General features: G+C 59.1%; 26 protein-coding genes. 14 read left to right on the top strand and 12 right to left on the bottom strand.

The genetic code is table 11. The annotated features are described in order from the left end of the window. Positions 1 to 15 precede the first annotated feature (15 nt). From ACR0IP_RS16705 to smpB, 5 genes are all read left to right on the top strand, one after another. Entirely contained in the window at positions 16 to 762 is a 747-nt protein-coding gene (locus ACR0IP_RS16705) for an SDR family oxidoreductase (RefSeq protein WP_170661838.1), read from the top strand. 81 nt (positions 763 to 843) lie between these two features. Beyond that, a complete protein-coding gene (locus ACR0IP_RS16700; RefSeq protein ID WP_170692228.1) occupies positions 844 to 1,857 on the top strand; it encodes a P1 family peptidase in 1,014 nt (337 codons plus the stop codon). Positions 1,858 to 1,966: 109 nt separating this feature from the next. Then, the gene (locus tag ACR0IP_RS16695; protein WP_170640574.1) at positions 1,967 to 2,380 is read left to right on the top strand and encodes a cytochrome c family protein; all 414 of its coding nucleotides are present in this window, start codon (positions 1,967 to 1,969) and stop codon (positions 2,378 to 2,380) included. A gap of 204 nt (positions 2,381 to 2,584) precedes the next feature. Further along, on the top strand, positions 2,585 to 3,127 hold the full coding sequence (gene idi / locus ACR0IP_RS16690) for an isopentenyl-diphosphate Delta-isomerase (RefSeq protein WP_480526805.1): 543 nt from the start codon (positions 2,585 to 2,587) through the stop codon (positions 3,125 to 3,127). A gap of 47 nt (positions 3,128 to 3,174) precedes the next feature. Continuing rightward, positions 3,175 to 3,651 (top strand): SsrA-binding protein SmpB, encoded by a 477-nt coding sequence (gene smpB, locus ACR0IP_RS16685; protein WP_170453563.1) that lies wholly within the window; start codon positions 3,175 to 3,177, stop codon positions 3,649 to 3,651. Positions 3,652 to 3,718: 67 nt separating this feature from the next. Here the strand turns inward: smpB and glpK are convergent, their stop codons facing one another. The 3 genes from glpK to panB all read right to left on the bottom strand — a co-directional run bounded on the left by glpK (position 3,719) and on the right by panB (position 6,954). Continuing rightward, positions 3,719 to 5,197, bottom strand: coding sequence for a glycerol kinase GlpK (gene glpK / locus ACR0IP_RS16680; protein ID WP_170640570.1), 1,479 nt, complete (start codon positions 5,195 to 5,197; stop codon positions 3,719 to 3,721). A 72-nt stretch (positions 5,198 to 5,269) separates the two neighbouring features. Then, a complete protein-coding gene (gene panC / locus ACR0IP_RS16675; protein WP_480526804.1) occupies positions 5,270 to 6,121 on the bottom strand; it encodes a pantoate--beta-alanine ligase in 852 nt (283 codons plus the stop codon). Further along, positions 6,118 to 6,954 (bottom strand): 3-methyl-2-oxobutanoate hydroxymethyltransferase, encoded by an 837-nt coding sequence (gene panB / locus ACR0IP_RS16670; protein ID WP_480526803.1) that lies wholly within the window; start codon positions 6,952 to 6,954, stop codon positions 6,118 to 6,120. Before panB ends, panC begins: the two co-directional genes overlap by 4 nt. A 171-nt stretch (positions 6,955 to 7,125) precedes the next feature. Between panB and ACR0IP_RS16665 the strand changes: the two genes are divergently transcribed. Continuing rightward, the gene (locus ACR0IP_RS16665; RefSeq protein ID WP_480526802.1) at positions 7,126 to 8,613 is read left to right on the top strand and encodes an ABC transporter substrate-binding protein; all 1,488 of its coding nucleotides are present in this window, start codon (positions 7,126 to 7,128) and stop codon (positions 8,611 to 8,613) included. Positions 8,614 to 8,622: 9 nt separating this feature from the next. On the opposite strand, the gene ACR0IP_RS16660 is transcribed toward ACR0IP_RS16665, so the two are convergent. Beyond that, positions 8,623 to 8,949: an SH3 domain-containing protein gene (locus tag ACR0IP_RS16660; RefSeq protein WP_480526800.1), complete on the bottom strand. Its 327-nt coding sequence runs from the start codon at positions 8,947 to 8,949 to the stop codon at positions 8,623 to 8,625. A 105-nt stretch (positions 8,950 to 9,054) separates the two neighbouring features. Between ACR0IP_RS16660 and ACR0IP_RS16655 the strand changes: the two genes are divergently transcribed. From ACR0IP_RS16655 to ACR0IP_RS16640, 4 genes are read left to right on the top strand one after another with little or no spacing between them, the layout of a single operon-like run. Continuing rightward, a complete protein-coding gene (locus tag ACR0IP_RS16655) occupies positions 9,055 to 10,002 on the top strand; it encodes an ABC transporter permease (RefSeq protein ID WP_480526798.1) in 948 nt (315 codons plus the stop codon). Then, a complete protein-coding gene (locus ACR0IP_RS16650) occupies positions 9,999 to 10,814 on the top strand; it encodes an ABC transporter permease (protein ID WP_170379466.1) in 816 nt (271 codons plus the stop codon). The genes ACR0IP_RS16655 and ACR0IP_RS16650 overlap by 4 nt, the downstream gene beginning before the upstream one ends. Continuing rightward, positions 10,811 to 12,409 carry an ABC transporter ATP-binding protein gene (locus ACR0IP_RS16645; RefSeq protein ID WP_480526796.1) on the top strand — a complete coding sequence of 533 codons (1,599 nt, stop codon included), beginning with the start codon at positions 10,811 to 10,813 and terminating at the stop codon, positions 12,407 to 12,409. The genes ACR0IP_RS16650 and ACR0IP_RS16645 overlap by 4 nt, the downstream gene beginning before the upstream one ends. 37 nt (positions 12,410 to 12,446) lie before the next feature. Further along, positions 12,447 to 13,898 carry an aldehyde dehydrogenase family protein gene (locus tag ACR0IP_RS16640; RefSeq protein WP_480526794.1) on the top strand — a complete coding sequence of 484 codons (1,452 nt, stop codon included), beginning with the start codon at positions 12,447 to 12,449 and terminating at the stop codon, positions 13,896 to 13,898. Here ACR0IP_RS16640 and pncB read toward each other — a convergent pair. Then, a complete protein-coding gene (pncB, locus tag ACR0IP_RS16635) occupies positions 13,895 to 15,187 on the bottom strand; it encodes a nicotinate phosphoribosyltransferase (protein WP_170555367.1) in 1,293 nt (430 codons plus the stop codon). The genes ACR0IP_RS16640 and pncB overlap by 4 nt on opposite strands. A gap of 294 nt (positions 15,188 to 15,481) precedes the next feature. On the opposite strand from pncB, the gene ACR0IP_RS16630 reads away from it, so the two are divergent. Beyond that, complete coding sequence (locus tag ACR0IP_RS16630) at positions 15,482 to 15,850, top strand: hypothetical protein (RefSeq protein WP_480526792.1); 369 nt, start codon at positions 15,482 to 15,484, stop codon at positions 15,848 to 15,850. Here ACR0IP_RS16630 and pncA read toward each other — a convergent pair. Next, positions 15,847 to 16,443 carry a bifunctional nicotinamidase/pyrazinamidase gene (gene pncA / locus ACR0IP_RS16625; protein WP_480526790.1) on the bottom strand — a complete coding sequence of 199 codons (597 nt, stop codon included), beginning with the start codon at positions 16,441 to 16,443 and terminating at the stop codon, positions 15,847 to 15,849. The genes ACR0IP_RS16630 and pncA overlap by 4 nt on opposite strands. Before the next feature lie 94 nt (positions 16,444 to 16,537). On the opposite strand from pncA, the gene trhO reads away from it, so the two are divergent. Then, positions 16,538 to 17,443: an oxygen-dependent tRNA uridine(34) hydroxylase TrhO gene (gene trhO, locus ACR0IP_RS16620; protein ID WP_170379455.1), complete on the top strand. Its 906-nt coding sequence runs from the start codon at positions 16,538 to 16,540 to the stop codon at positions 17,441 to 17,443. A 64-nt stretch (positions 17,444 to 17,507) separates the two neighbouring features. Beyond that, a complete protein-coding gene (locus ACR0IP_RS16615) occupies positions 17,508 to 18,008 on the top strand; it encodes a potassium channel family protein (protein WP_170379453.1) in 501 nt (166 codons plus the stop codon). Positions 18,009 to 18,011: 3 nt separating this feature from the next. Here ACR0IP_RS16615 and ACR0IP_RS16610 read toward each other — a convergent pair whose 3' ends face one another. Then, positions 18,012 to 18,341, bottom strand: a complete 330-nt coding sequence (locus tag ACR0IP_RS16610; RefSeq protein ID WP_480526787.1) for a hypothetical protein — start codon at positions 18,339 to 18,341, stop codon at positions 18,012 to 18,014. Positions 18,342 to 18,505: 164 nt separating this feature from the next. Between ACR0IP_RS16610 and betB the strand changes: the two genes are divergently transcribed. Then, entirely contained in the window at positions 18,506 to 19,960 is a 1,455-nt protein-coding gene (gene betB, locus ACR0IP_RS16605; protein ID WP_480526785.1) for a betaine-aldehyde dehydrogenase, read from the top strand. A 563-nt stretch (positions 19,961 to 20,523) separates the two neighbouring features. Here betB and ACR0IP_RS16600 read toward each other — a convergent pair. Genes ACR0IP_RS16600 through ACR0IP_RS16580 form a run of 5 tightly spaced genes read right to left on the bottom strand, consistent with a single transcriptional unit; the run spans position 20,524 to position 25,177 of the window. Next, positions 20,524 to 22,674 (bottom strand): hypothetical protein, encoded by a 2,151-nt coding sequence (locus ACR0IP_RS16600; protein WP_480526783.1) that lies wholly within the window; start codon positions 22,672 to 22,674, stop codon positions 20,524 to 20,526. After that, positions 22,671 to 23,540, bottom strand: a complete 870-nt coding sequence (gene motA / locus ACR0IP_RS16595; protein ID WP_480526781.1) for a flagellar motor stator protein MotA — start codon at positions 23,538 to 23,540, stop codon at positions 22,671 to 22,673. Before motA ends, ACR0IP_RS16600 begins: the two co-directional genes overlap by 4 nt. 45 nt (positions 23,541 to 23,585) lie before the next feature. After that, on the bottom strand, positions 23,586 to 24,170 hold the full coding sequence (locus ACR0IP_RS16590; protein WP_170379443.1) for a MotE family protein: 585 nt from the start codon (positions 24,168 to 24,170) through the stop codon (positions 23,586 to 23,588). Further along, positions 24,167 to 24,670, bottom strand: a complete 504-nt coding sequence (locus ACR0IP_RS16585) for a DUF6468 domain-containing protein (RefSeq protein ID WP_170379441.1) — start codon at positions 24,668 to 24,670, stop codon at positions 24,167 to 24,169. Before ACR0IP_RS16585 ends, ACR0IP_RS16590 begins: the two co-directional genes overlap by 4 nt. Positions 24,671 to 24,679: 9 nt before the next feature. Then, positions 24,680 to 25,177, bottom strand: a complete 498-nt coding sequence (locus ACR0IP_RS16580; RefSeq protein WP_170379439.1) for a flagellar basal body-associated FliL family protein — start codon at positions 25,175 to 25,177, stop codon at positions 24,680 to 24,682. Between the last annotated feature and the right edge of the window lie 75 nt (positions 25,178 to 25,252).

Raw genomic sequence — 25,252 nt, 5'->3', positions numbered from 1 at the left:
AGGAGGGGTAACGACGTGAGGCTGAACGGCAAAACCGCAATCGTCACCGGCGGTGCATCCGGATTCGGGGCGGGAATTGTACAGAAATTCCTGATCGAAGGCGCGCGCGTGATGATCGCTGACATCAACGGCGACGCGGCGCAGGACCTGGCGGCGCAACTGGGCTCCGCCGCCATGGCGCAACAGGTGGATGTCAGCGACGGCGCGTCGGTTAAGGCCATGGCCGACGCGGTCGAGGCCGCCTTTGGACAGCTCGATATTCTGGTCAACAACGCGGGCGTCACCCATCTGCCCACCCCGCTGGAAGACGTGAGCGAAGAGGATTTTGACCGCGTATTCAACGTGAACATGAAGTCAGTATACCTGACTGCCCGCGCCTTTGTCCCGGCGATGAAGGCGCGAGGTGCCGGGGCGATCCTCAACGTTGCCTCAACCGCAGGGCTGTCGCCGCGCCCCAATCTGAACTGGTACAACGCCTCCAAGGGCTGGATGATCACCGCGACGAAAACGATGGCGGTAGAACTGGCCCACTCTGGCGTGCGCGTCAACGCTATCTGCCCGGTTGCCGGGGAAACGCCACTGCTGAAATCCTTCATGGGCGAAGATACGCCCGAGATTCGCGCCAAGTTCCTTTCAACCATCCCGCTTGGTCGCTTTTCAACTCCACAGGACATGGCCAACGCGGCCCTGTTTCTCTGCTCGGACGAGGCCAGCATGATCACCGGCACAGCGCTAGAGGTCGACGGTGGCCGCTGCATCTGAACCGCTCTTCATCTGGCCAAAAATACCTCCGCCGGAGGCAGCGCGCGCCTGCGCGCTTTCGGCCCAACAAAAAAGGCGAAAATGACCCCCGGACCCCGAAACCTGATCACCGATGTCCCCGGCCTGAAGGTCGGCAATGCGCAGGACACTGCGCTGAAGTCTGGCACAACAGTCCTGACCGCCGACACGCCATTCACCGCCTCGGTCCACGTGATGGGAGGGGCCCCCGGCACGCGCGAAACCGACCTGCTGGCCCCCGACAAATCCGTCACCCATGTCGACGCCATCACTTTGTCCGGTGGATCGGCCCTTGGTCTGGATGCCTGCTCGGGCGTCTCGGACGCGCTACGGGCACAAGACCGGGGATTTCCTGTCGGCGATATCAAGGTCCCAATCGTTCCCGGCGCAATCCTGTTCGATCTGTTGAACGGCGGTGACAAGTCGTGGGACGAAAACCCTTACCGCGTTTTGGGACGCAAGGCTTTCGAAACCGCCAGCAAGGATTTCACCCTAGGCACAACTGGGGCCGGGACCGGGGCCTTGGCGGCGATGCACAAGGGCGGGCTGGGTTCGGCCTCATTTGTTTTGGACAGCGGTGTGATCGTTGGCGCTTTGGTGGCGGCGAACCCGCTGGGAAGTGTGACAACGCCGGGTGATCGCCATTTCTGGGCCGCGCCGTTCGAGATTGGCGATGAATTCGGCGGTTTAGGGCCTGATTCACGCGGCGGACTGGGCCAGCCGCAAGTCAGCCGCAAGTCGCAGGCCATGCGTGCCGATCCGCAAAAAGCCAACACGACGATCGCCATCGTCGCCACCGACGCGGCCCTCTCCAAACCTCAATGTCAGAGACTTGCGGTCGCCGCCCATGATGGGATCGCGCGCGCAATCCTTCCCGCGCATACGCCGGGCGATGGCGATCTGGTGTTTGGTGTCAGCAACGGAGCAAAGCCCATGACCTCCGAGGCCGAGCTTGGGCAGATCGGCCATGCGGCCTCTCTCTGCCTCGCGCGGGCCATCGCACGGGCGATTTATCTTGCGACACCCGTCTACGACGATTTGCTACCTTGCTGGTCGACGCTGAACGCAACAGATTAGAAACGCCCGTACAAACGCCCAGAGGCGCGTATGCGCGGCAATCTGCGCGTTGACTCTGGGCCGTTCCAAAGCACCATCTGCGCAAGCCACCAAGTATCGGAGCCAAAAAATGAATCGCATCCTAGCTACAGCAATCATCGGCCTGCTGGCCCTGCCAGCCTATGCAGAAGGCGACGCCGAAGCTGGCAAGAAAGCCTTTAACAAGTGCAAATCCTGCCACATGATCGCGGATCCCGAGGGTGAAGTGATCGTCAAGGGCGGCAAGACCGGGCCGAACCTCTATGGCATCGCAGGTCGGACTGCAGGCACCTATGAAGGGTTCAAATACGGCGACAGCATCGTTGCTGCCGGTGAAAACGGGCTGGTCTGGGACGAAGAGACCTTCGTCGCCTATTCGCAGGACCCCAAAGCGTTCCTGAAGGATTACCTTGGTGAAACCTCGGCCAAATCCAAGATGTCTTTCCGTCTGAAAAACGGCGGCGAGGATGTCTATGCCTACATCGTGAGCGTCTCCGGCGAGTAAAATCGGCCGAAAATCCCTTTGGACATGACGAAAGGCCGCACACCTGCGGCCTTTCGTGCGATTGATTACCTGACCAATCATTGCCACCTTCGTTCCATGCGGTGCCCCTGCTCAGCCTTATCACACCGAACCGCCACGCCGATCTGGCCATTGCAAAACCCCAAATTCCCGCCGTTCCGGTGGATCGGCATCAGGAGATGACAGATGGGATTGATGATTCCGGCCTGGGTTGATGGCCAATTGACCCCCGTCGACAAGCTGGAGGCACATGAAAAGGGCCTCAAGCACAAGGCCGTGTCTGTCTTTGTCGTGCGGGGCACAGAGATTCTGCTGCAGCGCCGCGCCATGGGCAAGTATCACACGCCGGGTCTTTGGGCGAATACCTGTTGCACGCATCCCGACTGGAACGAAAGCGCCTCGGCCTGTGCCGTGCGTCGCCTGCGTGAGGAATTGGGGATCACCGGCCTCTACCCGGAATACCGCCACCGGCTTGAATATCACGCTGATGTCGGCAACAGCATGGTGGAACATGAGGTCGTTGATGTTTTCCTCGCCCATGTCCGCGGACCTTTGAAAATCGAGCCTAATCCAGACGAAGTGATGGATATCCGCTGGATCGACTATCACGATCTGCTGGCCGAAGTACGCCGCCATCCCACCCGTTTCACGCCGTGGCTCAAGATCTACCTCGCCAACCATGCCGACACGATTTTTGGCCCAGATCTGATCATCTCGGCCAACAGGTAGGCGCTGCGCCTTGCAAGGACGGCCCAAGCCGCCTACATCATCGCGTCATGGCCAAGCAGAAGACAGACCCGAATTACAAAGTCATCGCCGAAAACCGGCGCGCCCGCTTCGATTACGCAATCGAAGAGGATATCGAGTGCGGCATCGTGCTGGAGGGCTCTGAGGTCAAATCCCTGCGGGCTGGTGGGTCGAACATCGCCGAAAGCTATGCCTCGGTCGATGACGGTGAGCTATGGCTAATCAACAGCTACATTGCACCCTATGAGCAAGCCAAGGTGTTCAAGCATGAAGAGCGCCGCCGCCGCAAGCTGCTGGTGTCGCGCAAAGAGCTGTCGAACCTGTGGAATGCAACCCAGCGCAAGGGCATGACGCTGGTGCCGCTGGTGCTGTATTTCAACCACAAGGGCCGGGCGAAGCTGAAGATCGGGATCGCCAAGGGTAAAAAGCTGCATGACAAGCGCGAAACGCAGGCCAAGCGGGATTGGTCGCGGCAGAAGCAGCGGCTGATGAAAGATCACAGCTAACTCGAAACGCTGTTGAGGGCGGTGCCGGGCTGAAGCCCGGCCTACCCGGTGATTGCAGATCGGCTTATCAGAACGCCATGGCCGCCTGAACGGCGCGTTGCCAACGGGAATAGGCCGCGTCGCGGTCCTCTTGCGGCATGTCAGGCTCGAATCTCTGATCCAGCTGCCATGTCTCGGCGAAACCGTCCTGATCGGGATAGATCCCGGCCTTCATGCCCGCCAACCAAGCCGCCCCCAAGGCGGTTGTTTCCTGCATCACGGGCCGATCGACCGGTGCGCCCAGAATGTTGGAGAGGCCTTGCATGGCCCAGTCAGAAGCGCTCATCCCGCCATCGACGCGCAAGATCACTTCGGCCTCGGCGCCCCAGTCACCTTGCATGGCGTGCCACAGGTCTCGAGTCTGGAAGGCGATGCTTTCCAGTGTGGCGCGGGTGATTTCGGCCCGGCCCGAGTTGCGGGTCAGTCCGAACATAGCGCCACGGCAATCCGGTTTCCAGTAGGGCGCGCCCAGCCCGGTGAAGGCGGGCACCAGCACCACATGCTGGTTCGGATCGGCCTGCGCGGCCAGATCGCCGCTCTGCGGGGCCGAGTCGATGATCTGTAGCGCGTCGCGCAGCCACTGCACGGCGGCCCCGGCAATAAAGATCGAGCCTTCTAGCGCATAGGTCCGTTGCCCATCCAGCTGATACCCGATCGTGGTGAGTAGACGGTTCTTCGAGGCAACCGGCTGCGTGCCGGTGTTCAACAGGGCAAAGCAGCCGGTGCCATAGGTCGATTTCATCATGCCCGGCTGGAAGCAGGCTTGTCCGATGGTGGCGGCCTGTTGGTCCCCGGCCACGCCCAGAATAGGGACATTGCCGCCAAGCAGCGTTGTCGCGCCGAAATCAGCTGCGCAATCCAGCACCTCTGGCAGCATCGCCATCGGGACGTCCAGCAGATCGCAGATCTCAGCGCTCCACGCGCCTTTGTGGATGTCGAACAACAGGGTCCGGGCGGCGTTGGTGGCATCGGTGACGTGCTTGCGCCCTTCGGTCAGCCGCCAGATCAGAAAACTGTCGATGGTGCCGAACAGAAGCTCTCCGGCTTCGGCCTTTTCGCGCGCGCCGGGAACGGTATCCAACAGCCATTTCACTTTTGTACCCGAGAAATAGGGGTCCAAAAGCAGCCCGGTTTGCAGGGTCACGTCATCCTCGCACCCGGCCTGTTTATAGCGGGCGCAGATATCGGCTGTGCGGCGGTCCTGCCAGACGATGGCATTGTGGATCGCTTTGCCGGTGGATTTGTCCCAGACCACGGTGGTTTCACGCTGGTTGGTGATACCAATCCCGGCAATCTGCGCAGGCGTTGTGCCCGTGGATTCCATCACCTCCTGACAAACGCTCAGAACGCTGTTCCAGATATCCTCAACATCATGTTCGACCCAGCCTTCCTGCGGGAAATGCTGGGGAAATTCCTGCTGGGCCGTTCCCACACGCTGCATCTGAGCGTCAAACAAAATGGCGCGCGATGATGTCGTGCCCTGATCAATAGCCAGAATATATGTCATGCCCGCGTTCCTCCCCCGGTGGTGTTTTGCGGGACTTTAGCGCAAACACTCGCGCAGGGGCCAGAGCAGAAATCAGGCTGCAGCGACCGGGATATTGTCGATCAGCCGAACGCCATCCGCCCAGGCGGTGACAAACAGGCGGGCCGGGCGGTCGGCGCGAGGCAGGGCCTGCAGCGTTTCGGCACAGCGCAGGTCGATATATTCGACCTCGGCGAAGCCCGCCTTAATCAGGCTATTCCGTGCAGTTTGCGCAAGCGGCGCGAAATCCGCGCCCTCTGACAGCGCCTCTGCCATCCTGCGCATGATCTGGTTCTTCTGCGCCGCGATCTGCAGCCCTTCGGCTGAGAGGCGTAGATTGCGCGAGGACATCGCCAAGCCCGACGGCTCACGCACGGTGGGGCAACCGATGACTTCGATCGGGATATCCAGATCACGGGCCATGCGCCGCACGACCAACAGCTGTTGATAGTCTTTTTCCCCGAGATAGGCTCGATCCGCCTGCGTTTGCAGGAACAGTTTGGCGACCACCGTGGCGACGCCTTCGAAGTGACCGGGGCGGAAGGGCCCCTCCATCACATCGGTCAGGCCCGCGACCGAAACCGTTGTCGAGAACCCCTCGGGGTAGATCTGATCCGGATCCGGCACATAAATCGCGTCAACGCCATAGGGAGCCAGTATTTCGGCGTCCTCACGCTCGGTCCGCGGGTAGTTGGCCAGATCCTCGGGGTTGTTGAATTGTTTGGGGTTCACAAAGATCGTGACAATCACGCGGTCGCACCCGGCCTTGGCCGCCTCGACCAGTGACAAATGCCCCTGATGCAGCGCGCCCATTGTGGGGACGACGCCGATGACCTCTCCGTCACGGTGCCATTGCGTGGTCAAAGCCCGCAGGTCCGCCAATCGGCGCAGAATAGGAGCGGTCATGTGCTGGCGCCTTTGGGGGCCTGATCCGCAAACACATGCTCATCCGCCGGGAAGGTGCGGGCGCGTACTTCGGCGGCGTATTCAGCAATGGCGGCTTCGGCCAATGGGCCAAGTTCGGCGTAGCGTTTGACGAATTTCGGTTTGAACGCGGTGAAAAAGCCAACCATGTCGTCGACCACAAGGATCTGCCCATCGCAGCCTGCCGAGGCCCCGATGCCGATGGTCGGAATTGCCACCTCAGCCGTGATCCGGTCGGCCAATCCTTGCGGAACCTTCTCTAACACAACGGAAAACGCACCTGCTTGTGCCACGGCGGCGGCATCAGCCAGCACCGCGTCGGCCTGTTCGTCGCGGCCTTGCACCTTGTAGCCGCCCAGCGTGTTGATGGATTGCGGCGTCAGGCCGATATGGGCCATGACGGGAATGCCGCGCTTGACCAGAAAGCGGATGGTCTCGGCCATCTCGACCCCACCTTCCAGTTTCACCGCACCCGCCCCGGTTTCCGCCATCAGGCGGGCGGCATTGCGGAAGGCTTGCGCTGGGTTTTCCTCGTAACTGCCGAAGGGCATGTCGATCACCATCATCGCGCGGTCCAGGCCGCGAGCGACGGCCTGACCGTGCAGGATCATCATTTCGATCGTCACGCCAAGGGTCGATTCCAGCCCGTGCAGCACCATTCCGACGCTGTCGCCAACAAGGACAAAGTCGCAATGGGCGTCCATCAGTCGGGCCGTCGGCGTGGTGTAGGCCGTCAGACTGACCAAAGGATCGCCGCCTTTACGGGCGCGGATATCCTCGGCGTTCGGGGCTTTTTTGCGGGCTGTGGCGCTCATGCTCGGCTCCGGCACGGTTCATGTTGCAGCGCGGCATAACAGATCTGACCGGGCCCGCGAAACCCCGGTTGCGCGAACATTTCCTTGAATGACCCTAGGTTTAAGGGAACACTGGCCTCCGATAGGCCCAAAAACACGCGGCTACGTTGACATCAACGGGGAGAGATTTTCATGACAAAGCAGATGTTTCGAACCTTCGGATCCATATTGGCGCTAAGCGCCAGTGTGCTGGCGACGCAGGCATTGGCGAAATCCGACATCACCATCGCCATGCAGCTGGAGCCACCGCATCTGGACCCGACCAGTGCCGCCGCACAGGCCATTGATTCGGTTGTTTACACCAATATTTTCGAAGGTCTGACCCGTTTCATGGGCGACGGCTCGGTCGTGCCGGGGCTGGCGGAAAGCTGGGAGATCTCAGACGACGGCACCATCTATACCTTTAAGCTGCGCGATGGAGTGACCTTCCACGATGGCACTACGATGGATGCCGAGGACGTCAAGTTCAGCCTGGATCGCGCTATGGCCGAGGACAGTGCGAATGCGCAGAAGGCGCTGTTCGCCGGCATCGAAAGCGTTGAAGCGGTGGACCCGACGACCGTTAAGGTCACCCTGTCCGAGCCAAACGGGAACTTCCTGTTCAACTTGGCCTGGGGCGACGCCGTGATCGTGGCCTCAGACAGCATCGACGACATCAAGACAAACCCGGTCGGAACCGGGGCTTTCACCTTTGGCGAGTGGGTGCAGGGCGACAGCATTACGCTGAACCGCAATCCCGATTATTGGGGCGATCAGCCAGCGTTAGAGACGGCTACGTTTAAATTCATTTCAGACCCGACAGCCGCTTTTGCCGCCATGATGGCCGAGGATGTGGATGTGTTCGACAATTTCCCCGCGCCCGAGAACCTGCCTCAGTTCGAGGCCGATCCACGCTTTCAGGTGCTTGTCGGCTCCACCGAGGGGGAGACGATCCTGTCCACGAACAACAAGCAGGCGCCGTTTGACGATATCCTCGTTCGGCAGGCGCTGGCCCACGCGATCGACCGTCAGGCGATCATTGACGGAGCCATGTTCGGCTATGGCACCCCCATCGGCACCCATTTCGCACCGCATCACCCGGCCTATGTCGATCTGACCGGGCAATCCGCCTATGACCCGGAGAAAGCCAAGTCCCTTCTGGCCGAAGCCGGATTGGCAGACGGGTTCGAAACCACGCTGCATCTGCCGCCCCCGTCCTATGCGCGCCGAGGTGGAGAGATCATCGCCGCTCAATTGGCCGAAGTCGGGATCACGGCTGAGATCATTAATGTCGAATGGGCGCAGTGGTTGGAATCGGTCTTCAAGGGCAAGGATTTCGGCCTGACCATCGTCAGCCATACCGAGCCCATGGATATCGGCATCTACGCCCGGCCCGAATACTATTTCCAGTATGAAAGCTCGGATTTTCAGGCGCTGATGGAGTTGCTGAACACCACAACCGACCCGGATGAGCGCACCCGCCTGATGGGTGAGGCACAGCGGCTGATTTCCAGCGACTACGTCAACGGATACTTGTTCCAATTGGCCAAGCTCGGCGTGGCCAAGGCAGGCGTGCAGGGGCTGTGGCAGAATGCGCCAACAGCCGCTATTGATCTGACCGCGATCAGCTGGGCTGAGTAACTGTCGGGGCTAACCCGCCCCGTCAATCAGCCAATTGCTATGAACCCAGCCCTTGCGACGGGGCTGGCCATAGTAGACGCCGATCCACTCCCCCTGCTGCGCGCAGGTGCGGACTGTGTCGCCGTTCCGCAGTTGGTCGACCTGGAAATAGTTCGACCCAGGCCCGGTGCGCACAGCCAGAAAGCCATCACCGTTCTGATCCAGACCCGAGACGATACTGGCCGCGCATCCTGCGGCTTGCCCGTCTTCGGTGATCACGAAATCCACATCCAGTTGCTGAGCGGGCGCCGTGCCCGCTGCGGCTAAAAACAAAGCCGCAAGTACAGGTATTCTCATCATCAATTTCCTTTCAAACAATGGTCTCAGAATAGGGCCCGCACTGATTCTCGACAATGGAACTGGTGCTGGACCCAAAGCGCGGCGCGGCCTAACGTGGCGCTGATGCTTCGCTATGCCCTCAAACGTCTGATTTCGCTGGTGATCAGCCTGGCGGTTGCCTCGGTGGTGATCTTCGCCGTGATCGAGATCGCACCGGGCGATCCAGCCTCATTCATGCTGGGCGTCAACGCGCAGCCCGATACGCTGGCCGCTCTGAGGGCCGAGTTGGGGTTGGATATGTCCAAACTTGATCGGTACTTTAATTGGATTGGTGGCATGCTGGTCGGCGATTTTGGTACCTCCTACACCTATCGCACGCCGGTATCGCAGATGATCGCGGATCGGCTATGGGTGTCATTGCCGCTGGCGCTATATGCGCTGACCCTGTCCACCCTGATCGCCTTTCCAGCGGGCATCTACGCCGCCGCCCGTCGCGGTAAACCGGGCGATCTGACGGTCATGGGGGCTACGCAACTGGGCATTGCGGTGCCGAATTTCTGGTTCGCGATGATGTTGGTGCTGATCTTCGCCATCAACCTCCGCTGGTTCAACGCCGGAGGGTTCGCCGGTTGGGACAAAGGGTTCTGGCCCGGGCTGCATTCCCTGACCCTGCCCGCCATCGCTTTGGCGCTGCCGCAAGCGGCCATTCTGGCGCGGGTGATGCGGTCGTCGCTGCTCGACATACTTGGCGAGGATTTCATGCGCACCGCCCGTGCTAAGGGGCTTTCCCGCCGTCAGGCGCTGTGGAGACACGGAGTGCGCAACGCGCTGATTCCGGTGCTGACGATCATCGGGCTGCAATTTTCGTTCCTGCTGGCCGGGTCGATCATTATCGAGCAGGTCTTCTACTTGCCCGGCCTCGGGCGGTTGGTGTTTCAGGCAATCTCAGCCCGCGATTTGATCGTTGTGGAATCCGTGGTGATGCTGCTGGTTTTCGCCGTCATCACAGTGAACTTTCTGGTCGATCTGGCCTATGCCGCCGTTGACCCAAGGCTGAGGAGCCGGACATGAGCCGAAACCTGATCCTTGGCGCAGTGCTGTCGTCTCTGGTTTTGCTGGCGGCGCTGATCTCGTTTGTCTGGACGCCCTATGACCATGCTGCACTGGACATTCCCGCGAAACTGCAGCCACCCAATGCGCAGCATTGGTTCGGCACCGATCACTTCGGGCGCGACATGTTCTCGATGATCATGGTCGGCGCGCGCACGTCCATCGCCGTTGCGTTGGTGGCGGTGGGGATCGGTATGGCGTTGGGCGTGCCCTTGGGCCTGACAGCGGCCGCACGCAAGGGATCTTGGCTGGATGAAGTCATCATGCGCGGTAATGATCTGGTCTTTGCCTTCCCCTCTCTGGTCATTGCCATCCTGATCACAGCCGTTTTTGGTGCCGGAGCGATCAATGCGATCATCGCTATCGGCATTTTCAACATCCCCGTCTTCGCCCGTATCACCCGCGGCGCGGCCCTGTCCCTGTGGGAGCGTGAGTTCATCCTCGCCGCCCGTGTCTCGGGCAAGCGAGCTGCATGGATTTCGGCGGAACATATCCTGCCCAATGTCGCCAACCTGCTGATCGTTCAGGGGACCATCCAGTTCAGCCTTGGAATCCTAGCCGAGGCGGGCTTGTCCTATGTCGGTCTCGGCGCGCAACCACCCACGCCAAGCTGGGGCCGGATGCTGGCCGATGCGCAGACAATGGTCAGTTTTGCCCCGCATTTGGCTCTAATTCCGGGTCTGGCAATCATTGTGACGGTGCTGGGTCTGAACTTGCTGGGTGACGGTCTGCGCGACTGGCTGGACCCCCGCATTCGGGTGGCCCGGGCATGAGTTTGTTGCGGATAGAAAACCTGTCTCTGGCCATTCACGAGGCTGAGATTCTGAAGCGAGTCAGCCTGTCTATAGCGCCCGGTCAGATCGTTGCGGTCACAGGAGAGAGCGGCTCCGGCAAGTCCATGACTGCGCTGGCTGTTATGCAACTGACGCCAAACGGAGCGCGCACCGACGGATCGATAAATCTGGACGAGCAAGAGATCCTAAACCTGCCCGAGACAGAAATGTGCGCCCTTCGCGGCGCGTCGATCGGAATGGTGTTTCAGGAACCGATGACCGCTCTGAACCCGGTTAAAACCATCGGTGATCAGGTTATGGAGACCATCCTGATCCACAAAGCGATGCCCCGCGCGCAAGCTGAGGCCCGCGCGCAAGAGGTTCTCAGTCGTGTTGGCCTGCCTCCTGACCGTTTCCCTCTGTCCCGCTACCCGCATGAGCTGTCGGGCGGTCAGCGTCAGCGCGTGGTCATCGCGATGGCGATTGCGCTCAGGCCCAGGTTGCTGATCGCGGATGAGCCCACGACAGCCCTGGACGTGACCACTCAGGCCCAAATACTGGACCTGCTGAAGGGGCTGGTGCGCGAATACGACATGGGGCTTCTGATGATCACCCATGATCTAGCCGTGGTGGCCGATATGGCGGATCAGATTGTGGTCATGCGTCGGGGCGAAGTGGTCGAGAGCGGAGTAACCGATCATCTGCTTAAAAACATGCAGCACCCCTATACGCGGATGCTATTTGACGCCTCGAACCATCAAGTTGCTCTACCCGAAACTCAGGCGCAAAAGCCCTTGCTTGAGGTCACCGACGTGGTCCGTGACTATCGCCTGCCGCGCACGGGACTGTTCACAAAGCCCGCCCATATGCGGGCGGTGGACAAGGTCAGCTTTACCCTCAACCGCGGGGAGCGTCTGGGATTGGTCGGAGAGTCAGGGTGTGGAAAATCGACCCTAACACGGGCTATTTTGGGGCTTGAGGAGGTCCAATCCGGCGATATCCGGCTGGATGGCGCGCCTGTTTTCTCGGGCCACAAGTCAAATCTCGACGTGCGCCGCAAGATGCAGGTCGTGTTTCAGGACCCTTATGGCAGCTTCAACCCGCGCCACCGCGTCGCGCGGTTGATCACGGAACCGTTTCACCTGCTGGAAACACCTCCGACAGGGTCCGAGCGTCAGGACAGGATCGCCGAGATGTTACGTGCTGTCGGCCTCAGCCCGGATGATGCAGGGAAATACATCCATGAATTTTCGGGTGGGCAGCGGCAACGTATCGCCATTGCCCGAGCGTTGATCATCCGCCCAGAGCTGATCCTGTTTGATGAGGCGGTCTCGGCCCTCGACGTGTCGGTCCGGGCGCAGATCCTCGATCTTTTGGCGGAACTGTGCGCGGCCTACGATCTGACCTACCTGTTCATCAGCCACGATCTGAGCGTCGTGCGTACGATCACGGATCGGGTGATGGTGATGCAGGCCGGGAAAATCGTCGAACAGGGCGAGACTGAGGATGTCTTTGCCAATCCCCGCCACCCTTATACCCAGAAGCTGATCTCTGCCGCGCCGCAGCTGCCTGAAATTGGGCGTAAAATCGCATGATATGCTCCGTATTAGAGCCTAAACACAGGAGTTCCCAATGACCAACCCGATTTGGTTCGACCCCAGCCAATGCCTGATCGGCGGGGAATGGCAAAGACCGGAAGCAGGGGAATACTTGCCGCTTGTGAACCCTTCGGACGGGTCGGAACTCTGCCAGATTGCACGTGGTCAGCAGGCAGATATCGATGCGGCTGTTGTTGCCGCGCGATCTGCGTTGAACGGGGACTGGGGCCGGATGCCTGCGTTTGAGAGGGGGCGCATCCTGAGCAGACTTGGGCAATTGGTTCTGGACCGGGTGGACGACCTTGCACGGCTTGAGGCCATGGATGTCGGCAAACCGCTGACCCAGGCCCGCGCCGATGCCATCGCTTTAGCGCGGTATTGCGAATTCTACGGGGGTGCGGCGGATAAGGTGATGGGTGAGACCATCCCCTATCTCGACGGTTATACCGTCTACACCCTGCGCGAGCCGCATGGTGTCACGGGGCATATCGTGCCGTGGAATTACTCGATGCAGATCATTGGACGCTCGGTCGGGGCGGCGCTGGCCATGGGCAACGCCTGCGTTCTGAAGCCCGCCGAAGAGGCCTGCCTGACCGCCCTCGCCTTCGCCCATCTGGCGGTTGAGGCCGGTTTGCCCGCCGGGGCGCTGAATGTCGTCCCAGGTCTGGGGGCTGAGGCTGGCGCGGCGCTGTCCGGGCATACGGGTGTCGACCATATCTCGTTCACCGGATCGGTTGCGACGGGGGCTTTGGTGCAGCAAGCGGCCGGGAAAAATGTGGTTCCAGTGACGCTTGAGCTGGGCGGGAAGTCTCCGCAATTGGTTTTCGATGACGCTGACTTAGAAGCTGCCCTACCGTTTCTGGTCAATGCGGGCATTCAGAACGCGGGACAAACCTGCTCGGCCTCGTCGCGCATTCTGGTGCAACGCGGTTTGTATGAGCAGGTCAAGGAGCAGATGGCCGAGGCCTACGCGCAACTGACCGTTGGGCCTGCGTTGGATGACCTGCGCGTAGGGCCGCTGATCTCGGACCGCCAGAAGGCAATTGTTTCCGGGTTCTTGTCCAAAGGCGCGGATTTGGCGATTGCAGGACAGGGGCAAATCGCACCCGACGCGCCCAAGGCGGGGGCCTATGTATGCCCGACCCTCTTCTCTGACGTGCCTGCCGATCACGCTCTGGCCCGGGAAGAGATCTTTGGTCCAGTGCAGGTCTTGATCCCGTTTGAGACCGAAGAACAGGCTCTAACCATAGCCAATAGCACCGACTATGGATTGGTCGCCAGCATCTGGACGCGCGACGGGGCGCGGCAGATGCGATTGGCCAAGCGCCTCCGTTCGGGGCAGGTGTTCATTAACAATTACGGCGCCGGCGGAGGCGTAGAGCTACCATTCGGAGGGGTCGGAAAATCCGGACACGGTCGCGAAAAAGGGTTCGAGGCGCTCTATGGCTTTTCGCAACTCAAGACGGTGGCTGCCTTACACGGCTAGACGATCACCTCGATCGGTTTCTGCGCGCCAACGCCGAACACCCGCTTGTAGCGCTCAATTTCGTCGGCGGGTCCCATGGCCTTTTCCGGGTTGTCCGACAGTTTGACCGTCGGACGCCCATTCGCCGAAACCGCCTTGCACACGAGCGAGAACGGCGCCAGCGCGTCATCTGGAACAAGGCCGCGGAAGTCGTTGGTCAGCAGAGTGCCCCAGCCAAAGGAGATATTGGTGCGCCCTGCGAATTGACTGTGCAGCTCTTTGATCTTTTCGACGTCCAAACCGTCCGAGAAGATGATCCGCTTCTGCTTAGGGTCCTCGCCTCGCGACGTCCACCAGTCGATCGCAATCTCGGCACCGGCGGCGGGATCGCCGCTGTCGATGCGGATGCCCGTCCATCCGGCCAGCCAGTCCGGGGCGTGATCCAGAAACCCTTTGGTGCCATAGGTGTCGGGCAGGATGATGCGCAGATTTCCCTCATGTTCGTCATGCCAGTCGCTGAGAACATCATAGGGGGCCTGCGCTAGCGCCTCATCTGAGTCTGCAAGGGCAGAATAGACCATGGGCAGTTCATGCGCATTGGTGCCGATGGCCTCAACCTCGCGCCGCATGGCGATCAGGCAGTTCGAGGTGCCGGTGAACGACTTGCCCAGCCCCTCGATCATGGCCTGAACGCACCAATCCTGCCACAGGAAGGAATGCCGCCTCCGGGTGCCAAAATCTGCAATCCCAAGCCCGTCGATAGAACCCAGCTGTTCGATCTTTTCCCACACACGCGTCATCGCACGGGCATAGAGCACCTGAAGTTCGAACCGGCGCATGTGGTTCAACACCGCGCGCGAGCGTAGCTCCATCAACACCGCCAAAGCCGGGATTTCCCACAGCATGACCTCATGCCATTTGCCCTCGAAGGTCAGTTCGTATTGGTCGCCTTTACGTTCCAGATGGTAGGGTGGCAGGCGCATATTCTCGAACCATTCCATGAAATCCGAGCGGAACATCTGCCTTTTGCCATAGAACATATTGCCCCGCAGCCACGTGCTTTCCCCCCGGCTGAGGCTGAGCGAACGGATGTGATCCAGCTGTTCCCGCAGCTCTCCTTCGTCGATCAGACGGGCCAGCGGCACATGATTCGAGCGGTTGATCAGGGAAAACGCGACATCTGTTTGGGGCTTGTTACGAAACACTGACTGGCACATCAGCAGTTTGTAGAAATCCGTGTCGATCAAAGACCGCACAATCGGGTCGATCTTCCATTTGTGATTGTAGACACGGGTCGCGATGTCGACCATGGGGAACTCCTGCAATTTCCGTTGTTAGATCAATCAGCACGGCGAATGGCAAGAGTCGCTGATTCGGTGACAATGCCCGTTTGACGTCACAATGCGGGCTTAATGTCCGGTGTTTTCACCAATTAGTGATGGGGTGGGATGGAAAGACAAAACTGATGGTTGTTAATGAGTTTGCTGTACGATTTTGATATGGTTGTAAGACCGGCGGAAGGGGATGTTCCGGCTCAGGTCTGTGCGCGGTTCAGAGATGTGAAGACCTCTGACGCGTTGCGAGGGGCTTCCCCAGGGATTCGTATGATGTTCCAGGACGCGGGGTTTGAACTCGATTCCCATGTCAGTGGTATCGTACCGGACAAGTTTCCAACCGAAGACCTGCCCGACCGAACCCGGATACTGCGCACCTTGTTCGACAACATCAAAACCCGCGGTGTGCGGGGCGAGTATTGTGGTGAGTTCGATCTACGGCAGTTCCTCGGCCACATTCGCCGCGCCGAGGCGGTTGATGGGCTTGTCCGGGTTATTCCCGTTCAACACCCTCCGATCCCACAGCCTGACATACCCAAACGCCGGACGGCAAAGGGGCGGATTGGTGTTGGTCTTGGAGTAGCGGTGATTCTCTTCGCCGTGTTTAAGTATCTCGCAGAAACGGGTGCAGCGCCTTAGTCGGCCAGAGTAACCCCAGCGGCCTGCATAGCCTGTTGCGCCGCAGCAAGTGAACCCTCCATGTCAATTGCACGGCAGGCGCTTTGAACTACCGTGACGTCGAAGCCCAGCTTCGCGGCATCAACTGCAGAATAGTGAACACAGAAATCGGTCGCGAGCCCCACGAGGGTCAGTTTCGAAAAGCCGCGCGTGTCCAGATACCCTTTCAACCCGGTCGGCGTCGCCTGATCATTCTCGAAAAACGCCGAATAGCTGTCTATGGCGCTTCGGAACCCTTTGCGGATGATCAGGTCGCCATCCGTGCGCAAATCTGGGTGAAAACCTGCGCCATCGGTGCCCTGCACGCAATGGTCGGGCCACAGAACCTGCGGGCCATAGGGCATCTCAGTCATTTCAAAGGGGGCCCTGCCCGGATGCGAACTGGCGAATGAAGAATGCCCCGCCGGGTGCCAGTCCTGCGTCAGGATGACGGCGTCGAACCTGTCCATCATGGCGTTGATCGGGGCAACGATCTCGTCCCCTCCGGCCACGGCCAGCGCGCCGCCGGGGCAGAAATCGTTCTGGACGTCGATGACAAGCAGGGCATGAGTCATGGCAATCTCTCCTTTGGTCTATCGGTACGGCGCAGTGCAGGACGCGTCAATCCGATCCCTTGCGACTCTGCGCTGTCAGGTTTAGACCGCGCGCATGTACACGATCGCTGCCCTCTACCACTTCACCCGTTTCGCTGATCACGCCGCCCTGCGCGCGCCGCTCCTGGACCTGTGCCGCGCGCATTCGGTCAAAGGCACCCTGTTGCTGGCGCAAGAGGGGATCAACGGTACGATTGCTGGTCCGCGTTCCGGGATCGACGCCGTTCTGGCGCATATCAAGGCCCTACCGGGCTGTTCCGATCTGGAGTGGAAAGAGGCCACTGCCGACCATCCGCCTTTTGGCAAGATGAAGGTGCGTCTGAAGAAAGAGATCGTGACCATGGGCCAGCCGGATGTCGATCCGCGTGCCCGCGTTGGCAATTATGTTGAACCCGAGGAATGGAACGATCTGATCCGCTCGGACGATGTGGTCGTGATCGACACACGCAATGACTATGAGGTGGCGATTGGCACGTTTGAGGGCGCAATAGACCCTGAAACCGCGAGCTTCCGCGAATTTCCCGACTGGTGGGCACAGAACAAGGACCGGTTCCACAATAAGCGCGTCGCGATGTTCTGCACCGGTGGGATCCGCTGCGAGAAATCCACCAATTTTCTGCTGGGGCAGGGGGTCGAGGATGTCTATCACCTCAAAGGTGGCATCCTGCGCTATCTCGAAGAAGTGCCCGCCGAGGACAGCACCTGGCAGGGCGAGTGTTTCGTCTTCGACAATCGTGTGTCGGTTGGCCACGGTCTGGTCGAGGGGCCGCATAACCTGTGCCACGGATGTCGCCGCCCGATCCTGCCTGAAGATGTGAAGCGCCCGGAATATGAACATGGCGTGTCCTGCCATCTCTGTGTGGATGAGACCTCGGAGGCCGACAAGATGCGCTTCCGCGAGCGGCAGAAACAGATCCTTCTGGCCCGCGCGCGCGGCGATGAGCATCTGGGCAGCGTCTGAATGCCGCTTGCAGGTCGGTGGGGAATCCCGATGATCACCCCAGAACTGCTGTGATGGAGCTTCAATGACCCGCAAACCGACAACTCTGGCGGAATGGAAATCGACCTTTCTGGCCGCTGCCGGGTTGGTGCTGGCCAGTTTCCTGGCATGGTTCGGCCTGTCGCGGTTGAGTGAGACCACCGCTGGGGACACGATCGGCACCATTGCCTCGGTCGCGTTGCTGATCTGGCTGGTGTCGCAGTCGTGGTACTACATGACCCAGGTGAAATCGCCGCGCAGGTTGTTGTTCCTGATGGGTGTATCCTTCATTCAGGTCGTGCCGTTCCTGTTTGCAGCCGTCTACGGGGCCTTTGGCTACAACGACAATTGCGTTCTCGGGGCGGAAGGCCCTGCCGATATCCTGTATTTCTCATATGTCACCTTCACCACGGTCGGGTATGGCGACATGAGCCCCACAGGCCTGTGCCGCGGATTGGCCGTGTCCGAGGCCGTCACGGGGTATATCCTTTTGGGCATGTTTGTTGCGGCTGCTGTGTCGCTTTATTCGCGAAACCACGCGCATTAGGCTCTATTTATTCTGGTCGATCCAACGCGACATCAACTGTTTGTCGCGAAAGCACTCGGACGGGATCGGGCGACGTTTGCTGCGCGATATCCGTTCAGCAAAGGCGACCTGTTTGCCGGTCGGGTAGTTGGCAAAGGGCGATGAATCCTCGGGCTTGTGAGCCGAGATCCAAGCAGACATGGACTTGCGGTCACGTTGCGCCTCCACCGGGATTTCTAGTGCGGTCTGCTCGGCGATGGCGCGGGCATAGCGCATCTGCCGATCTGTGACCGGCAGCAGGTGGTAGTCGTTCGAAGGGCCGTTTAGGGCCTGATTTCGGGCGCGGTAAGACATCGGAATGTTCCTCTGACTATGTGGAACATAAATAGAACATTAACTCTTTTTTTCAAGGGCACGGCGATTCACATCAGCGGGAGTTTGCCGTGATTCAGTTTTATTGACTGGCCAATCAACAAAAGATACACGCTTGGGAAATTGCTTCGGAAAAGGAACCCGGCATGAAATTTCAGCCCAAGGCGAGCCATTTCATCAATGGCGCATATGTCGAAGACACCAACGGCGCGCCGATTGATGTGATCTATCCTGCAACGGGTGAGGTCATTGCCCGGCTGCATTCAGCCACGCCCGAGATCGTTGATCAGGCTTTGAACAGTGCAAAAGCGGCGCAAGCGGAATGGGCAGCCATGTCCGGGACCGAGCGTGGCCGTGTTCTGCGCCGCGCCGCAGACATCATGCGCAACCGCAATTACGACCTGTCGGTTCTGGAAACACATGACACCGGTAAACCCCTGCAAGAGACGCTGGTGGCCGATGCGACCTCGGGCGCGGATGCGCTGGAGTATTTCGGAGGGCTGGCCGCATCCCTGACCGGTGAACACATCCCTCTGGGCGGTGGAGACTTCGTCTACACCATCCGCGAGGCGCTGGGCGTTTGCGTCGGGATCGGCGCGTGGAACTACCCAACCCAGATCGCCTGTTGGAAGGGCGCGCCGGCGTTGGCCTGCGGAAATACGATGGTGTTCAAACCGTCTGAAACGACCCCGCTCTCTGCGTTAAAAGTGGCCGAGATCCTGATCGAGGCAGGTGCACCCAAGGGCATTTACAACGTGCTTCAGGGCTATGGCGATGTGGGTGCATCGCTGGTGACTGATGCGCGCGTTGCCAAAGTGTCTTTGACCGGCTCGGTGCCGACCGGCCGCAAGGTCTATGCCGCGGCCGCCGATGGCATGAAGCATGTGACCATGGAACTGGGCGGCAAATCCCCCATGATCGTGTTCGACGACGCCGATATCGAAAACGCGGTCTCAGGCGCAATTCTGGGCAATTTCTATTCTTCGGGTCAGGTCTGTTCGAACGGCACACGCGTGTTCGTTCAAAAAGGTATCAAAGAGGCGTTTCTGACCCGCTTGGCCGAACGTCTGGCAACCGCCAAGATCGGCGATCCGCTGGATGAAGAGGTCAACTTTGGCCCCATGGTCAGCGAAAATCAGATGAACATCGCGCTGGGCTATGTGGAAAAGGGCAAAGCCGAAGGCGCGCGTCTGGTTTATGGAGGAGAACGGATCGAGGGCGAGGGGTTCTATATGCAACCCACCGTGTTCGCCGACGTCACCGACGACATGACCATCGCCCGCGAAGAGATCTTTGGCCCGGTCATGTCCGTTCTGGATTTCGACACCGAAGAAGAAGTCTTGGCCCGCGCCAATGACACTGAATTCGGCCTCGCGGCTGGGATCTTCACCAACGACCTGACCCGCGCCCATCGCATCGTCGCCGGGTTCGAGGCCGGGACATGCTATATCAACACCTACAACCTCGCCCCGGTGGAGGCGCCCTTCGGTGGCTCCAAGATGTCGGGCGTCGGACGCGAGAACTCGAAACTCGCCATCAACCATTTCAGCGAGATGAAAACCGTCTACGTCTCGATGAACGACGTCGAGGCGCCATACTGATCAACCGCCTTGTTGACGCTCTGCTCTCCTAAATACACGAGTGGCAGAGCGTCGTTCTATCGCGATCTGGATTCTTGTTTTCTCTGAGTATCGCCATGGGGTGCAATCGCGCTTTTCATGAGTTTCGCAGACCACCGATGTTCATTCTTTTTCAGAACGACTAAGCGCCTGAGACCCATTTGCCAAATCGCACAGGATGTAGGCTCAGGGTTCAAACCCAGTAGATGCCGGTCACGGCGAGAGTGACGGCTTAGAGATAAACACGCTTGGACATGGACCTTTACATCGTTTTCCAAGCCGTGAACCATGCAAAGGCTTGGAAAGCAAAATGTCTTGAGCCGAGGCGTTATGGGGAAAGTCTTGTTATCGGAACCTCTCAGAAAGTCGCCAACCTCTTTAGTCGGCGGCGTACAGTTGGTCATGTTTCTTTGTGGCTAACGGTCGAAGGACCGCGCGAAGTCCCGCCAGAATTTTCATCAAGGTATTTATCCAGCGTCGCACTAAGGGGAAATACGCTATTAGATTGAAAATGAATTATCGGAATCTGCGCTAGACCTTTGGTGTCATTGGTTGGGATCTGCTCCCTCGTCAGGCGCGCGTTCTGGGTCGGAGAGTAAACCGAAAAGGTCGGCAATATGCGCTCGGGTCTCTTCACTGTCGGCCAGTAGGCTGTTGGCGTCGGCCAGAGGCATCTCAATAAGACGACGAGGCGGTAAGGCAAGCTTGTCCGAAATCTCGGACAGGTTCGCAAATCGACCTTCAGGCTCAATATTTTCGGGCAATCCAGCCAACCAGAAATACCGGTTCGCAACCTCGGTTTCGCCGAGGTCTCGGTACAAGTCTGCCGTCGCATCCAGATCACCGGTTGCCGCCAGGGCCTGAGCGCGCAGGGTATCGGCGGCCACTGAAGCATCATCGGAAAGTTCCAGCATCGCTTTGTGCGGTTTTTGGTCCAACAGTGCCGCGCGCGCGCGCAATCGGGCCCGTTGGGATCGGTCCGTCGTGTCATGTGTCCGATTTGCAAAGGCAGAACTTTGAGCCGCAAATCCTAAAGCGCCCAACCGATCTGACACTGCAATAGCGGCTTGCGTGGTCAAAGCCATCGAGTCGCTATCAGACATGGACAGCACCTGTTTCAGAAAGGTTACATCGTTTGACCTTTCTTCCAGCAGATGTGTGTGGCGGTTTAGAACATCCGCGCGATCATCACCCTCGGGAAGAGCTTGGATCAGGTCGTAGGCCGTATCGAACTCATTGTTCAAACTCAGCGCAACGATATGTGCGTGCTGCATCATTGGTCCGGTTTCAGATCCACGAAACTCCAACGCGTAGGCTGCGGCAAGGGCAACGTCCTGCGGGGATACCGCCCCCCGCTCTGCCCAGCGTTTCTCGATCAAGCGCGCCAAGGCCAGAGGGGCATCTGTTGCGGTTTCCGGCGTAGAAATCACCTCTTCCAAGATGGCATCGGCCACCTCAGAGTCGCCTTCGGCCTGAGCGATCTGAGCCTTGGCAACGTTGGGCTGTTCCTCCGTTTCCACGCGATCAACGGAACGCATCACCCGCCGCGCCGCTTCCAGCTTATCAGCTTCAACCAAAATCGATGACAGTCTTGGGCCCAAACTGCGGCGCAAATGTCGGGGAAGGCTGGAGAAAGACTGCTCTATCGCGTCCAGATCGGCATCTGGACTCAACGTCTGCTCGCTGAGCAGTGACCAGAAAGCTGCATCGCTACTGCAACGCTGAAGACCCCGAAAAGGGCTTTCTTCTGAAGACTCACGGTGATCCACAAACCCGGCTATGGCTTGAACCCAGCTTTTCTCTTCGGAGTGGTCTTTAACCAGAGCAAGCGTGGAGACAGCTTCGGCACCGAAACCGAAATAAGCGTAGAGTTTTGCCAGCTTGAAGGCCTGGTCGGTGTCCACGCGATCGAATTCCTGAAACAGGCCAGAACGCAGGTCAGCGATCTGTTCGTCAAATGGGCGAGCGTCGGTCCATGTGTCGAACCCCAATCGAGCGCTGCTGATACAGGCAGGACGTTTTTCTATTTGGGGGATATCGGGGCCAAGAAGACCTTCCAGTTCGTCCACAACCGTTGAGACACTCATATTCGCTGCAAAATTCGGCAGCATGTCCGTGTCGTTCGGAGGTGTTGACGTGCGGGGGCCGATGGCGGCCAGGTCCAGGTCAAGGACCTCTCGGTCGGCACCTTGCAGTAGGCTGGCTGAGAGTTGATCTTTGAAGCCCTGTTGGTTCAGCGTCAAAAGCGGCAAAGCTAAGGGTTCAGGCGAATCTTCTACTCCCAACGGCGGCAGAGACGGTGGCAAAGGGATGTTGGCAGTCAAAGGCGGAGGCAAAGTGCCTTGCGAAATATCCACGACAATCATTGATTGTTGAAACAGAAAGGCCATGGCCACGCAGTCGCATCCAAACTCCAAATCAAGTGCGGCACCTGGTTCCGATTGAGACAGGGCTGACAAGCGATTTGATGTCAGTCGCCCGAACACGCCTTCTGTTTGAAACAGGACGTCGTCGATTGAAACGGTCAGCCGCGCCCCGTTTTTCCGGCGTGCAAGTACCCACTCGGTGCCCGGCGGAACCTTTACGACGAGGCGGGTGTGGCTTTCATGTTCTCCCGATCGGACAACCAACGTTTCAGCAGTGGCCGAGGTTGCTACTGTGATGAGGATCGACGTGAAGAGAGCCAGGCCTTTCATGCCGCCGCCTGTTTGAGTTCCTTGAGAGCATCCTCAAGTTCCGAGAAACCAGGCCGGTTGTGGGTTGGTGTGTTCTGGCGGCCGACTTCGATGCACATGGCGGCATTGTGGTTGTGCAGGTTGGCGACCAAAACTTCTTTGATCAGCTGGTAGAAGTGATTGTCTTCTTCCACGACGGATTTCAGCTTGCCAGCAAAGGGCCCCACCAGACCATAGGCTAGAAACACCCCTAGAAATGTCCCGACCAGAGCTCCCCCGATCAGCTTGCCCAGAACCTCAGGCGGCTGGTCGATTGACCCCATCGTTTTGATCACGCCCAGAACGGCGGCGACAATCCCGAGGGCGGGCAAGCCGTCGGCGACGGTTTGCAGCGCATGGCTGGAATGCATGGCGTGATGAAAATTGGCCTCCATCCGTTTATCCAGAACTTCTTCGACCTGATGGGGGTCATCATAGTTCAGCGCAGCCGAGCGCATCGTGTCGCAGATCAGGTCCACGGCTTCCTTGTCGGACTGGATTTTCGGGTAGACGGAAAACAGACTCGAGTTCTCGGGGTCTTCAATGTGCTGTTCAACCTCGACCGGGTTTGCGCGTGCGATGCGGATCAAAGAGAATAGAAGGCACAGAAGGTCACGGTAGTCTTCGGGTTTCCATTCTGCTCCCTTGAAGACCTTGCCCATGTCTTTGATCGTATGTTTGATCCCACCCATATCGTTGCTGATCAAAAAGGCACCAACAGCGGCGCCGCCGATCATCATCATCTCAAACGGCAGGGATTTCATGATAATCGTCATCTTGCCGCCCGCAGCCAGATAACCGCCGAACACCATCACAAAGATGACAACAATTCCAACAATTCCAATCATTTGCGATCTCCGACAAGTATCCAAATAGCCTTGATAAGCATGCGATTATTCCTGTGGCGCATTGGCATTTCGACCCGCCATGACGACACTGATCGTATAGGCAGCTTCGGGGCTGAGACCGGCCAGCACGCCCGCTGCGGCATCGGCGGGCATTCGCGACAGGAAACCGGCCGCAAAGCTGGGATGCATCGTCTCGAACAGGGCGGCGGCATCTTTGGGTTTCATGTTTTGGTAGACGTCCGTCAGCCGGGTCAGGTCCGTTTCAGCGGCCTTGTTTGCCAATGCTAGTGTTTCCCGCAGGTCTTCTTCGGCCTGCTGTAATACGGCCAAGCGCGTTTCGATGGCCCCATGGGCAATCTCCAGTGCCTTTTCCTTTTCTTCCAAGGCTTCTTCCCGCTGCTTCAGGCGTTTTTCACGGCGCAGAAGTTCGTTCAAAAGCACCTGCAGATCCGGAGAGGGTTTTGACTTCGACGGCTCTTCGGTCTTTGTCGGCTCAACAGTCTTAGCCAATGCCGGCCCCGCTTCCAGCCCAAGGCGAATCGCAGCGGAACCGATCATCAGCAGGGCAATCACCGCCAACACGCCGCCGCGGGGTCGCGCCCTGCCTATCTGCGTACCAGAGCGTTTCATTCCGCGGCCTCCACGCCCTGCCGTTTGTGCCGGAAGAACATCAAACCTTCAGGTGCCTTGTTTGGTTGGTCGGACTTGCTCTCGTCGGCGGGCGTGTCGACCATATCTGATTCCTGAGTGTCAGGTGCCTCCTCAGGCTCGGCCTTGCCCTCAGCCTCTTCATCCGGCTCTGACGATTCTTCCGGCGCGGGCGGTTCAGGCGCGGCCTGTTCTTCTGGGACGACGTCATGCATTGAGGCCATCATCAGTTCGAGCCGCTGCGCAACCGATTGCGCGCGTTCCGTCAGTTCTTTCAGCTCATTCCCGGATTGGTCCGAGGCAGCCCGAGCGCTGTCCAGCGACTTTTTCAACTCTTCCGCCTGGGTGGACAGCACCGCGACGGCACCACCCACGCCTTGTTCCAGATCTGTGAACCGTTTCAGGCGGCGTGACAGAACAAAGCAATACAGACCGGCGCCCAGCGCGCCCGCGACCAGCAAAATATCTGCAATAAGCTCCAATTTCGCCTCCTAATTCAGAACAAATTCCATCACCAGAACGTCGCGCACACGACCTTCTCCGACGACGATTTCAATGCGCCGCAGCAGATGTCCCCGGATACGCACCAGCGCTAAGGAGTCCTCGAGATCCGAAACCTCCAGCGCGCGAAGGTACCCGTTCAGCACATCCATGATTCGCGGCTGCATTTTTTCCACATCACTGATGTAGGCCGAGTTAACTTCGAGCTGCGCGTGGAATTTCAGATGCCGCGACTCACCAGCATTCACCGACAGGATGACGGGCGGAAGATCGACGAATTCCACGTCTGGCAGGGCCTTGGCCGGTTTGTCTTTTTCTGCGTCCAGCGATTCTGCCTTTTCGGATTTTGCCCCAAAGGGCAACAGCCCGGACGTGGTCGCGTAATAGCCGCCGCCCGCCCCGACGAGCGCCAGAATCAGCCCGACGATCAGACCCATTTTCCCTGATTTCTTGGGGGCTTCTGCCTCTTCCGCTACAGCGTCAGTCATGACGTCCTCATTCATTCGATCTGAAGCTGTCATAACCCGGCAGGGACTAACCGATTGTTAAGGGCAATCGTTCAA

This window comes from Ruegeria sp. AL11 (assembly GCF_056540865.1).
The sequence above is the reverse complement of the archived record's forward strand: the minus strand, read 5'-3'. Positions and strand labels throughout refer to the sequence as shown.